Annotated in this window: 8 protein-coding genes; 4 read left to right on the top strand and 4 right to left on the bottom strand. The window is 45.1% G+C overall.

The features are described from left to right. Positions 1 to 414 precede the first annotated feature (414 nt). Together AKG35_RS02875 and AKG35_RS12710 are read right to left on the bottom strand one after the other, a co-directional pair. Positions 415 to 1,194 carry an SIMPL domain-containing protein gene (locus tag AKG35_RS02875; RefSeq protein WP_011129925.1) on the bottom strand — a complete coding sequence of 260 codons (780 nt, stop codon included), beginning with the start codon at positions 1,192 to 1,194 and terminating at the stop codon, positions 415 to 417. A gap of 885 nt (positions 1,195 to 2,079) precedes the next feature. Further along, positions 2,080 to 2,259 (bottom strand): hypothetical protein, encoded by a 180-nt coding sequence (locus AKG35_RS12710; protein ID WP_157859795.1) that lies wholly within the window; start codon positions 2,257 to 2,259, stop codon positions 2,080 to 2,082. A gap of 15 nt (positions 2,260 to 2,274) precedes the next feature. Here AKG35_RS12710 and AKG35_RS12235 point away from each other — a divergent pair, with 15 nt between their 5' ends. Both AKG35_RS12235 and AKG35_RS02870 read left to right on the top strand, forming a co-directional pair. Continuing rightward, complete coding sequence (locus tag AKG35_RS12235) at positions 2,275 to 2,442, top strand: DUF4278 domain-containing protein (RefSeq protein ID WP_071818067.1); 168 nt, start codon at positions 2,275 to 2,277, stop codon at positions 2,440 to 2,442. Positions 2,443 to 2,653: 211 nt separating this feature from the next. After that, positions 2,654 to 3,109 carry a hypothetical protein gene (locus AKG35_RS02870; RefSeq protein ID WP_011129924.1) on the top strand — a complete coding sequence of 152 codons (456 nt, stop codon included), beginning with the start codon at positions 2,654 to 2,656 and terminating at the stop codon, positions 3,107 to 3,109. 770 nt (positions 3,110 to 3,879) lie between these two features. Here the strand turns inward: AKG35_RS02870 and AKG35_RS13365 are convergent. Next, complete coding sequence (locus AKG35_RS13365; protein WP_157859794.1) at positions 3,880 to 4,242, bottom strand: hypothetical protein; 363 nt, start codon at positions 4,240 to 4,242, stop codon at positions 3,880 to 3,882. A 650-nt stretch (positions 4,243 to 4,892) separates the two neighbouring features. Here AKG35_RS13365 and AKG35_RS02855 point away from each other — a divergent pair. Continuing rightward, the gene (locus AKG35_RS02855) at positions 4,893 to 6,116 is read left to right on the top strand and encodes a glycosyltransferase (RefSeq protein ID WP_011129922.1); all 1,224 of its coding nucleotides are present in this window, start codon (positions 4,893 to 4,895) and stop codon (positions 6,114 to 6,116) included. Positions 6,117 to 6,413: 297 nt separating this feature from the next. Here AKG35_RS02855 and AKG35_RS02850 read toward each other — a convergent pair whose 3' ends face one another. Beyond that, positions 6,414 to 7,643 (bottom strand): cation:proton antiporter, encoded by a 1,230-nt coding sequence (locus AKG35_RS02850; RefSeq protein ID WP_236069642.1) that lies wholly within the window; start codon positions 7,641 to 7,643, stop codon positions 6,414 to 6,416. A gap of 668 nt (positions 7,644 to 8,311) precedes the next feature. Between AKG35_RS02850 and AKG35_RS02845 the strand changes: the two genes are divergently transcribed. Next, positions 8,312 to 13,048, top strand: a complete 4,737-nt coding sequence (locus AKG35_RS02845; protein WP_011129920.1) for a 2-oxoacid:acceptor oxidoreductase family protein — start codon at positions 8,312 to 8,314, stop codon at positions 13,046 to 13,048. Positions 13,049 to 13,062 lie beyond the last annotated feature (14 nt).

Here is a 13,062-nt window from a genome sequence, read left to right as displayed (position 1 = left end):
TCAATAAAATTCCCTAAAACTGGCTGGGGTGAAGGCTGAGGACGATCGTTCAAGACTATTGGCAATTGCCTGGCAATGGTTGCCCTGCATTGAATAGATTCTCTTTTCAATTCTAGATCATTAGAAAAAAACATTGCGAATGATGCTCATATTTACTAGCTAGTACTGGATCATTTAGCAAGTATGCAATCAAATTCTTGACAATCCCTATCCTGATCATGCAATGTAATGTTTTGGCTCAAGCAATACAGAACTTTAAACAAGACTCTTCGTTTCGAATCAGGCTATCAATGAAAAAGAATAAAAAATCACTGGCAATGTATTAGCACAATCCATGGAATTACTCATTTTAGTATAATCAGCAATCGTATTATTAATAAGATAAAACCTCAACTCTATAGACTTATTCAGTCTTCATTCAACCCTAAATGTTACCCCCATAACCGCGGTGATGTCTTTTTTGATTGTGCTGGTGTCGTATGATCCATAACTACTCATTTGTGTAGAGTTAGGCACTGTGATCTGGAATGTGCCGGTATCGGCGTTGGTAATTGCGCCAATACTCGAGCCTGCTTCCTGGGCAATAGCCTTTGCACGTTTCCGTGCATCACGAGTAGCTTTTGCGAGCATGTCAACTCGCTTGGCTGCAAGCTTTGTAAAAGTGTAGGAGGGTCGATTAATTGAAAGAGGTACCCCTTCACCAATTAGGGCACTGATCTTTCCTGAAATCATGTGGATTTTTTTAACATCCCAACTTCCGATCAGAACAGCTTGAGTTGTCGTCCAAGTTGTTGATAGAAGTTCTCCCGTTTTTGGGTTGCGAACTTGATCTTTATTAGACCTAACAGTTCCTAATTCTATCTCATCAGGCTTGACCCCATTAGCTTTTAGAAAGACAATCGTTTTTTCTAACGATGGTTTTAGCAGCTGATAGGAAGTCTGCTGGTTGTACCCAGTTTGTTTAACATTTACAGACCAATCGACATAGTCGCTCGTAATCCGCTCCGTACTGGCTCCGGTGACAGTAATTGTGTCATTACTACTGCGAATTCCTTTCACTAAGATTGAAGATGCCGCGACGATGCCGCAAACGAAAACAGCAGTTGCAAAGACCATTGGTGGAGTGCGTCGCAGCAGCTGCCAAGTATTATCAGTACACTTGCTTAGCAAGCTTCGACTTTGCGGTGAGGTCATGACTGGCTGACTCTATTGAGGAATTCTAGTGATTTTCGTGCCAATGGCTAGTCAATTTTCTGTTAAATTAACCTTGTTAGACTTGCACGAGAATGTTGATAGTCACAACAACCTGATTCGCTTGTTGATATTTTTCTTTCTGTAATCCCATCCACTCCAACGCCCCTCTTCTTTCTTTTGAAATTTGATGCATGAAAAGCGACCGTTAGATCTTTCATTCCATTTTATGGGTGCACAGTTCAGTACTCATTTTTTATTGGTTTGTTCAATTTATTTATACGTTACTATGCTTATGACTCTTGATATTTAGACTTTTGGTAGTCCCAAAACTTGAAAATAAATACCTAACTCAGGGGAATAGTGAATACTGATCAGGATGATCGATACATTCGGCACGTTCGCTTGGTGCCTTGATTACAGCTTCTTCCCCAAGCAGATGCGAAGTTAGCCATGGACGGCGTCCAATCCCCTGGGTCCGGAAACCAAGGGGATTTTTTATTGTGATTCTCAGTTTTTCTCGTCTCATTTAGGAGAGGTGTTCATTAGGACTGAGCTGAATGCCGGCCCGCTGAGGGAGGCCAGCAGAGCCTGCTGCCTTACTGACGATTTCAAGTATTTCTACTGTTGAATCTTGTCACTAATTCTTTGGTTGAAATATGCCCAGTTCTCATTCACTCTGATTAGCTCCCTTTTAAGGACCAACACTCATTCGATCAAGAAATCAATAGCGAAACTTGCTGTAAGTTCTGCAAGGATACTTACCCGCATTCATCCATACCCGTAAAGATTTGTTGCGGCCACGGCCCGATAAAAGTCATGAATGGTCACTTCGGTAACGACAGCTTTAGAGAGAATTCAGACCGAATCTAGATTTCCAGAACAGCTTCACAGTTGTAATCCAAAGCGAAGAGGCGCCATCCATGCACGATTTTGTATCCGCATGAACAACCAACCCTGCCGCGCAGAGTGCATAATTGATTTGTAGCGATAGCTACCAAAACGTTCACCCTGATCATTGCAGGGCGCAGTTCGAGCCAAGCCATGGAACGGGGACTTGGACGTCATTTCGGACTCTGAATCATGACCACGCTTCTTTATCGCGGCCAGCAGTATGCCCAGCACAAAGAAGTTGCACCTAAGCAACTCGTAGAACTGACATACCGCCGCACTGTCTACGCAAACAACAAGCTGAAAGCAGCCCAGACCCATCCTGTGCTCACCTATCGCGGACAGGAGTACCAGAAGTAATTCATTTGGCAATCACTTCTGAAAAACCCTTTGACCTCGCCCCGCTCGTCGGGGCTTTTTTGTGGTCTGAGCTTGTCTAGCGCCTCTCAACTGTTTGCAGCTTTATTGCAAAGCTTTTTCGCGATCATCAAGTCATCTTGTTTCTACTTCTCAGTACGGGACTTATGGATGCCAGGATTGCTTGACTTGGTTTTCCACCAAGTCACTGCGAGTGTCATCAGAACCTGCTATCTCCAGGGGGTGTTCCAACGAAGCCATGAGTCGTCAACTCGCCGCAGGTCTAACCGTCATATTCCTGCTAGCACTACTGGCCACTAACCCCTCATTGAGCGGTATCCCCATCTATGGAGATACGTCTCTGCTTGAGTTCTGGGTGAAGAACATCGCTTTGGCGATGCCCCCAGCATTCACCCTTGGCATGTGCACAGTTCTTCTCTACAAAGGCTTCCGCTACCCCAGAGGAACAGTTTTTACCATCCTTGGTCTGCTTCAGCTTGTATTTGTTGGATGGCTTATTTGGCTAACGTTTCAAGCAGGAGTTGTCTGGGTGTCTTTACCAATCCTTCTTTTAGCTGCCTTTATGGGGCCAAAGTCAGCTAGAGCAACTTGGAAATGGCTCGGCGTTGATCGCTATTACAGAATCAAAGCGGAACCAGATGCCGATTGATTGAGCTTCTTTTTTATCTTGTATGTTGGCAAGCCTCTCCAATTATCACTGGGACCATGCCCAGAGCTGGCCGCCCTCACATATCCCAGTATGCGAGGTTGGTTTCTCGTCCTGCAAACCAGCTGACTCGAGATACAGCAATGAGTATTACTTACGAGAGCGCAAGGCTATTGAGCGCGTTTTGATTTGAATTGAGCAAGGTATGCAGGCCTCCAGACCGACAGCTGGGGGCTCTTTTTTGACTAACCACTACAGCTGGTAGCTAACAGACCGCTTGGTGGGCTATGAATGGTAATGACTAAGGTCTTGTCAAAATGCTGTTTGGCTTTACTAAAAAGCAGCTCTTGGGCTGGTGGCTTTTAACAACTGGAGCCAAGGTCACCTTAGGAATTTGGCTATTTGGTCGAATGGGCTGGGATTTGCCCTGGTGAAAAACCATAGATAGGCCTACCAAGGCTTTTCAGATCTGTTGATTCAACAAGATAGTCCTGAGCTGTATGGATTTAGATTTGTTTGTCAACTTTCTGCATAGTGAATTAATTTCCAGAATCTTTTTTTTTCATTCACATCGACTGAATAAACAAGAATGAAGTAATTAGTTTGTCGCTTAAAACAAAGTGCTGTTTCCGCCTTTCATCAAGCATTTCCCCTTAGTTACTTCTCAGTTTTGATAAGATCAACAAGGAAGATGGGATGCTGAATTTCCTTTCTTGTTTTAGGTAAATACTTCCATTTGAAATAATGATAAGGGGTGGCTTAGGCATCATCCCTTAGCTATTTACCTCAACAATGTCATAGTATTCTCTTTCATCCTCATCGCAACAGCTGAGATCAGCATAATATCTTTCCAAGACAGTATGTGCCTCGTCATAGCTGGAAAAATGCCTACCAGCGATCTCATCTGATTGGCCGTCACTTCGTATTATTTGAAAAGTGTTGGCCAGCTTGTTGTTGTTACCCATCTCGGCCACAAGTGCTCGACATTCAGCATCAACTCCCTTTTTTGTTGCCCACTCTGCAATTGCGCTTTTTTTCTCGTGAAGTTGCAACAATTGCATTGCGATGCCACGTAGGGTGTCAACATCCTGACACTCCTGGATTGTTCTACGCAATTTCTCGGTCTGAAACTGCATCACAGTGCTTGGCTCAATGGGCTTCTCGACTGACAATGCGGGACACCCTGCGCAAAGGAACCTCAGCCATTGTGGCACCTACTTGTACTTGCATGCATAGAAACATCGGCATATAGGCAAGCTCGTAAAAAATCGGCTTTGATTATTACCAACAAAGAATTTACGAGCAAATACACCTAATATTAGAAAATTGCATTTTGCTTTTGCAAATAAAAGCTATCAGCAAACATGGATTAGTAAGTCTTATTAAGGCAATCTCAGTTCCTCGCCTTAACTTCGTTATGCAGTCTTTCAAAGGGAAGGCCTGCAGTATTTGAGTTGGTATTCAACTGCGCATTGACTTCTGCAAAAGCTGATGTGGCAACAGTTGTTACAAAGCCAATCGCAATGCAGAGTGTGATGATCTTTTCGATCTCTAATTCGAATTTATTTGTTGTCATGGGTTTGACCAAATGATGATCATTACTTCATTGATACAATGATTATCCATGACTTTTATCAATTAGTTAGTGACTGTGCTCATGGCGACCTGTGATTTTGATTACAGGGTTAACTGGTCATTCCAGCTTTCACCGCAAATGCCTATGGAACTGATTTCCGCGATTACTCCTTGAGATGATTTGATAGAAGGACTTTTTAGGGAAACAATTTTGTTGATCCTTACTTGGATCTTGATTGTCTTTGCTGCAGGAGCAGCACTCGGCTTATTACTGCTGCTGTTCAGTCTTGTACGTGTGTTCCAAAATGCTCCAACCTTAAATTCCAAGCAGTTTCAGCCTGGGCAGCCACCTACTAGCAAGGGGGAAACCCTCAAGAGAACGGAGCTCACAGTGGTTGTTCCTGCTTATAACGAGGCCACCAACATCAAGGTGTGCCTGAGCAGCATTTTGGCCAGTGATCCACCCTGCAATAACTGGAGAGTGTTGTTGGTTGATGACGGGAGTACTGATGAAACCGTTCAAGTTGCAAGCGCTGTTGCCTCAGTCTTAAAGCTCGAGGAAGGTCGCTTTACAATTTTGAACGCCGGACCAAGACCCTTGGCGCAGCGTTGGGTAGGCAAGAACTGGGCCTGCTCACGTGCAATGGAGCTTGTAAGTAGCACCTGGGTGCTGTTTGTAGATGCAGATGTGGAGCTTCACCCAGAAACCCTCAAGCGTGCACTGAATCAGGCAATTGAGGAAGAAGTAGATCTGCTGAGCCTGGTACCACGTATTAACTGCAGCTGCTCTGCTGAATGGATGGTGCAACCGATCATGGCCTGTCTTTTGGCTGTAGGTTTTCCGATTAAAGCCGCCAATGATCCAGCTGAATCAACAGCATTTGCCGCTGGACCATTTATGTTATTTCGCCGATCAACATATGAGGAGATTGGTGGTCATCGTGCACTGGCTGAGGTGGTGATAGAGGATCTGGCTCTAGCTCGTAGAGTGAAAAGCGGGGGCTTTCGACTGCGTTATCTGCTTGGGTTAGATGCATTGCAATTGCGGATGTACGACAATTTTCCTGCGCTTTGGGAAGGCTGGAGCAAGAATTGGTTTCTTGGCCTAGATAGCAGTGTCGTCAAAGCAATCGGAGCATCAGCACTAGTATTCTGGATGTTCACAGGCCCCTGGCTAGTATTGTTGCTGATCATAGTTTGCCTGCTCTGGATTCCTTTTTATGGGGCACTATTAATTGCCTTTACTTTTTCAGTAATTGGTGTATTACTTCAATTCATTCTACGTCTTTGGACACGTCAAAAATTCGAGGTGCCATTAACGAATTGGTGGTTGATGAGTGCAGGTGGCATCCTTATTGGCTTGCTTGGACCAACTTCAGTTTGGAGAACACTGACTGGACGCGATTGGACCTGGAAAGGCCGTTCCTTGGCTTAAGAAGTGTTAGCTAGACATTAGTCAAGCAAGTCGCATTAACTATTAATTATTACTAGAATTAAATTCATTCATCTTCCAGCAGAACACTTAATAGGCTCATATTTCTATCATTCATTATCTTTGACAATTCCAAGCACTAATGATATTGACAGGCATGTCATTCAACCATCTCCAGCCCTAATCCTGAGCATCATTACTGTAGATACTTTCATTTCAATATATCGTTCATTTAACTAGCTTGTCCTTTTGGGCTTTCGTCTTTTTTGTTTAGTCTTTATAAACTCAGTCTTCTTTACTTCAGCCTGCATGGCTTCTTTCCCAACGGCCGTAGAACATCGAAAACCGGTTAGCTGTAATGCCATGGGCAATCACACTCAAAACAATAGTGACCGTTGTGGTGGTAAGAATCGCTTGTGCGCTTGGAAGCGCCGCGTCTACCACCATCACAACAAACACAATGCTGGCTAAACCTCTTGGCCCAAACCAACCAACGAAGAGTTTCGTCCAGTGATCAAGTCCAAGGCCGCTGGTTACTAAGGCAACGGGAAGAACGCGCACTAGTGTCAGGCTTAAAGCCCCATAGACCACACTTGCGACTGTGATGTGGCTCCAGGCATCGGGCACCATGGCACTGCCAAATAAAACCCAGGTCAGTAGGGCCAACATGTCCCCCATTGCCAGGGAAGCCACCATCTCACCGTCCTTGAGTTCTTTGCGACTGCAGATCCCATAAAAAAGACCAGCGATGAAACAGGAAATGAATCCGCTCCCATGAAGGGTTTGGGCGAGGGTGTAGGCACTCAGGGCCAGGGCCACTGTGATCAAAGGCCTCCAATCCTCAGCAATCCATTTGCGTTGTTCTGCCTGATCCCTTAACCAACTACCCAATAATCCAACAAAGGCTCCTATCACGAGGCCGAGACCTATTTCACTGAAAAGCAGCTGGGCAAAGCTCTGCAATGCATCCTTCGGTCCATTGATCTGGTCAAGATGACCAGTTGATATACCAAGAAAGCACAACAACATAGGAACACAAATTCCGTCATTGAGGCCACTTTCAACATTGAGGTCTTCGCGGATAGCTTCTGGTACTTCGAGGTTGGTGGTCACCGCTTCGCCAAGTGCCGCATCTGTTGGAGCGAGCACCACAGCAAGTAGGGCTGCTTCAATCAGGCTTAGTTCAGGCAATATCAATCGGGCCACCACGAAACCCATCAGAATGCTGAGTGGCAGTCCGAGCAGCAGCAGACGCATTGGCAGGCGGGCACTGTTGCGTAACACTGTCCAGTCCAATGCTGCTGCATCGGTAAACAACACGAGACCCAATGTGATCTCTGCCAGACGCCTTAGCAGTGCTGAATCCAATGAGATGTTGAGCCAGCCCAGGTTGGCAGGGCCAAGAACTAAGCCCAGCGCAACAAAGACCAGTGGTCCAGAGACTGCTGTCCTGGACAATCGTCTTGAAAGCAGGCAATAGGCGAAGATCACTAAACTGATCACTGCCAGGTCAAGGTCGCTGTGGAGCACGGCTAGTGGTGAGTTTGAGTCCCCTTGATGCTGCCCTTAATTCGGGTGTAGATCTCGAAATCCACCATCCATGTTCAGATCTTGTTGATGGAATTTCTGTAAAACCGATTCAGGCCCCTTGAGCGGTTTGCCTCGATGCTTTGCTACTGACCTTCAAAAGAGGTGGTCTGTTTCAACCAATCATTCAATAGGCCTTGATGAGGGCGCTATTGCGAAGGCAAGGAACGACAGAAATGTTGATAGCTATGGGTTTTGTTGAGCTGCAAGCAAGCACAAGACTTTGTACTTTTACATGCAAAATAGGACTATTCCCTAGTCATACCAGGGGGTCTCATGGTGTGGTGTACTTGAAAACAACAGAGTCAGTACCTGAGAACCTCTAAAAACTGAATGAGGCAATATCCCCTGTTCTCCCAGGTTATGCAGCCAGGAAGAACAGTTCAGTATCTTTAGGGGTTGATAGCAGAAACCCCAGCTCTTGAAAAAATCAAGGCAAGCCTCAAGACTGACATTGGCAAAACGGGCGAGGCTTAAGCTTTTTTAGAATCGACTCGTTGGGGCCTGGGCTTCGGTGTTCTTTCCCTCTCTTTGATCAAGTGCTGCAATCTGTTCACAGATTTCAGTAGATTTTACGCACACAGCAGATGTTCCTTCGTTGATTTCTACGTATGGCAGATCAAACCGTAGAACAGGAGATGGTTCCAGCAGTACTGGGGGGTGATAACCCCAAGTATCCAGGAATTCCGGTGACGTGTAATGGCAATCATCTTGTCACCAAGTGGGTAGAAACGCGCATTACAGAAGGAGGTGTCTATTACCCAATTACACCCTCAACAGAGGGGGGTGAAATATATCAACAGTCTTTTGCAGAAGGGGCTCTTGATGTATGGGGAAACCAAAAGTTATCTGTTGAGGCAGAAGGTGAACATGCAGCGCAAGGCGGTGCTACTGCGGTAGCGATGACTGGCAAGCGCACAGTTAACTTCACATCTGGACAGGGAATTGTATATGCAATGGAGCAGTATTACCACGCACCAGGAAAGCTCTCGACGATGGTTTTGGAGGTTGGAGCTCGAGCCCTGACCAAGCATGCACTTAATGTTCACTGTGGCCATGATGATTTCAATGCAGCTCTAGATACTGGATGGACGATGTTAATTGCTAGAGATGCCCAGCAAGCTGCAGATCAGGCAATTATTCTTCGTAAATGCAATGAATTAGCCTTAAATCCAGGAATGAATATTCAAGATGGGATGTTGACCACCCATTCTGAGCGTACTTATCGAGCCCCAGAAGCGGATCTACTACGTGAATATCTGGGTGCACCAGATGACCAAATAGATTGCCCTTCACAAGCACAAAGAGAACTGTTCGGAGTTCGGCGTCGCCGAGTCCCCGAAATGTTGGATTTAAAGAATCCGGTGCTTTTAGGTCCTGTTCAAAATCAAGAGCACCATATGAATGGTGTCATAGCACGTCGTAATAATTTCAATGAACCAATTCTTAAATTCCTTGAGCAATGCTATCTAGAGTTTGCTCAGTTAACAGGCCGCAACTACGGGCTTATTCAAGAATATAAAACCGAGGGAGCGGATACAGTCTTTATTTCTCTTGGTTGTGCAGCTGAAAATATTGAAGCGGCATGCGATTACCTAAGTGAGCACCGCAATGCCAAGGTTGGTTCTATTCATATAAATGTTTTACGTCCCTTCCCTGAAGCGGCATTAATTAATGCTTTGCGTGGCAAAAAGAATGTCATTATTTTAGAACGAACAGATGAAGGCTTGGCTGGTGATAATCCATTAGGTCGAGACATCCGCACTGCTCTAAGTAAAGGACAGGAGTCTGCACAGTATGGAGGCATGATGCCTGCAATAACACTTGAGCAAACACCAAGAATTTTTCGCGGAAGTTATGGGCTTGGCTCTAGAGATTTTCGACCAGAACATATCATCGGAGCTTTTGAATATGCCACTGGGGGGATTGCCCGGAAAGACGGCAAAAGTGCAGCTGATGGCGAAGCTTATTTCACACTAGGTATTGATCACCCCTATAGCGTGGTTTCTAAAGACACACCATCGCTATTACCGAATGGAGCGATTGCTGTTCGATTCCATTCGATTGGAGGCTGGGGAATGATCACCACGGGTAAAAACCTTGGTGAAATTATCGGTAAGTTTGGGCAAATGATTTCCGAACGTGATCCAACCTATGATCAACATGGCCAATTAGAAGAGAAGCTCTTCATTATGGCCAACCCCAAGTATGGATCCGAAAAGAAAGGAGCCCCTACGAATTATTTCCTAACAGTTGCGGCTGAAAAGATACAAGTGAATTGTGAGCTCAATCATGTTGATGTAGTGCTCTGCTGTGACCCCAAAGCATTCACACATACTAATCCGCTTGCGGGTTTAAATAAAGGCGGTTGCCTTGTATGGGAATCAAGTGAGCCCGCGGCTGAAGCCTGGGAGCGAATTCCCTCAAAGTATCGCAAATTCATCAAGGATAACGGCATTCGTGTATTTATTCTGCCTGGATTCGATATCGCTCGAGAAGCAACAACTCGAACTGATCTGCAATTAAGGATGCAAGGAAACTCCTTCCTTGGTGCATTCTTCAAAGTTTCAACCTTTTTGCAGGATCACGAGATTAGTGAGGCCGCGTATAAAGAGGTTGTTCGCAACCAATATCAAAAGAAGTTCGGGCGCTTTGGTGACGCGGTAGTTGATTCAAACATGAAGGTTATGGCTGGTGGCTTTGAACGGGTTGAGGAAATTGCTTATGGAAAAAATAAGGATGTAGACACTTCAAGCATGCGCAACCCCATGCTTGCACCAAAGGATGCTGCTCTCATTGAGATTCCAGCAACTGCAGGTTGTGCTGCTAGTGGTTGTTCGTCTTGTTCGATGCCTGATGGACAAGCCAATAGGTCACCATTCCAAACACTGCAGAAATTTGATTCAGAATTCCGAAACGACTTGGGCTATCACCAACCATCAGGTGCTTTTGCAAGCTTATCTGTTATGGGACCTGCCAGTGGGGCGACACAAAGTAAATATGTAGCCAGGCGCGAAACCCCAATTTACATCGCAGAGAATTGTACTCAATGCATGGAATGTATCGCCGCCTGTCCTGATACTGCCTTGCCTAATACAGCACAGGATGTAAGTACAATTCTTGTCACTGCCATACGCAATTATGTCACTGACGAGAATGCATCGAAGCAACTTTTGAAGGAGGTGCCTGGATTAGATCAACGTTGCCACGAAAAAATGAATGACAATGTTGCATCCAAAACCAAACAGCCTTTTAAAACTATTCTAAGTAATGAGTTAGATGAGCTTACATCAATCGATGAAGCCTCACGTAGGCAGCTAATTGATATTGTTGACAAGTTACCCCTTGCATATAACAACACCCCTAGTATTTACAAAAGTCTTGAGAAGAAGAATCCTGGTAGTGGGGGTATCTTTTCTATTTTTGTTAGCGACCTCTGCAAAGGATGTGGGGAGTGTGTTCAGGTTTGTGGAGAACATGATGCCTTGCGAATGAAACAGGATACGCCTGAACTTAATGCCGATCTTACAACTGCCCAAGTTTTTAGCCGCTTATTACCAGATACCAGTCAAAAGTTTCTTGGGCAATATCAGTCTGAATCACCAGAGTCTTCACTTGAATCAGCCCTGCGGAAGCACTTGATGGTACGGAGTAATTACGAGTCTCTTGTCTCTGGAGACGGTGCTTGTGCAGGTTGTGGTGAAAAAAGTGTGCTGAGGGCTGCTGCTTCTATCACAGAGGCATACATGCGACCCATTTATCACCAAAAAGCAGAGCGTTTACGCAAAAAAGCAAAACTATTAGAAAAATGTGGTGTCACAAGGTTGGCAACTCTAAAGACTCAAGATGATGATGAATATAGTTGGTTTAAGCGTTCTGTAGCCCATGCAGTAATGGGTCTTGGTGGTGAAAACGAACATGATACAACTCTTCGGCTCAATAGATTTGGTGAGATCACTGACCAAGAAGTCATCACAGCACTGGTAACAGTCCTCAATCAGGATGCCTTTAATCACTGTGATCTACAGGCAGTTGATGGACGTATGGCAAATGGAATGTGCACGATGTATATGGGTGCTCACACTGGCTGCAATACGGTTTACGGCTCTACTCCTCCCTCCAATCCTCATCCATACCCCTGGATGAATTCCTTATTTCAGGATGGCGCAACCATTAGTTGGCTGATAGGAGAATCTGCTGTCCTCAATCATGCACGTCGATCTGTAACTCCGGAACGACTTGCTACAGCACTTCTTGATCGTGACATCAATGTTTGTAGTGAGCGTGAATACTTCGAGCTAACTCATCTTGATGACTCACTCATGACTGATCAGGAAATACGTGAGTTACCTAAAGTTTGGGCGATTGGTGGAGATGGAGCTATGGGCGATATAGGCTTCCAAAACGTTTCAAAGGTCGTCTTGCAAAACCGTCCCAATGTGAAATTACTGATGCTTGATACGCAGGTCTATTCCAACACCGGTGGTCAAAACTCCGACAGCTCTAACATGTTGGGTGGATATGACATGAACCAATTTGGTGTTGCTTCGCAAGGTAAGCTCGTAGAGAAGAAAAGTGTTGCAGAAGCATTTACAACTGGCCATGGTTCGCCATTTATTGCCCAGGTTTCTATGGCAAATTCAGGAAAAATGTATAAGGCCATGCTTGATGGACTTGAATATCGTGGTACAGCCTTTTTCCAATGCTATACATCTTGTCAGCCAGAGCATGGTATTGGTGACGACATGAGTGCCTATCAGGCTCGTATGATTCGAGATAGTCGTGGAATGCCTGAGTTTATCTATAATCCTCGCGCTGGCGAGACCATCCAGGAAACTTTTGAGCTCAAGGGTAACCCTTCAATCAATCGAGACTGGAGGGCAGCTAAATATCAATCAGATGGAAAGCCATATAATCTCACTGTTGCTCACTGGGCTCTTACCGAAGCACGTTTTCGCAGACACCTCAAAGAGATTCCTGAAGCACAAGTCGACGAGTTTATACATATCGACAATATGCTTACTCTGATTAGGCAGCAAGATGTTATTTATAGAAATGTATTCAATGAGAATCATCATGCTTATGTACCTGATTGGGGTGTGTATTTCAAGGCTGAAATCAATGGCAAGTTTAAGTATTATGCGGTTAGTCGTCAGATGGTTCTCTTCCATATAGAGCGACGTAAATCATGGCGGATGATGCAAAGCCGTGCTGGGCTGCACAACGAAGACTATGCAGCACAGAAGATCATATTGCAGAGGCTGGATTCTGGTGAGTTCACTCGAGATGACTTAATTAATCGAGGCAGAGAGTTGATGAATGAACAAATTCAACAAGCCATCCACTAGCCAAACTCCCTACA

The organism is Prochlorococcus marinus str. MIT 9313, from assembly GCF_000011485.1.
Classification (GTDB): Bacteria; Cyanobacteriota; Cyanobacteriia; order PCC-6307; family Cyanobiaceae; genus Prochlorococcus; species Prochlorococcus marinus_D.
This window is presented reverse-complemented; position numbering and strand designations above follow the sequence as displayed.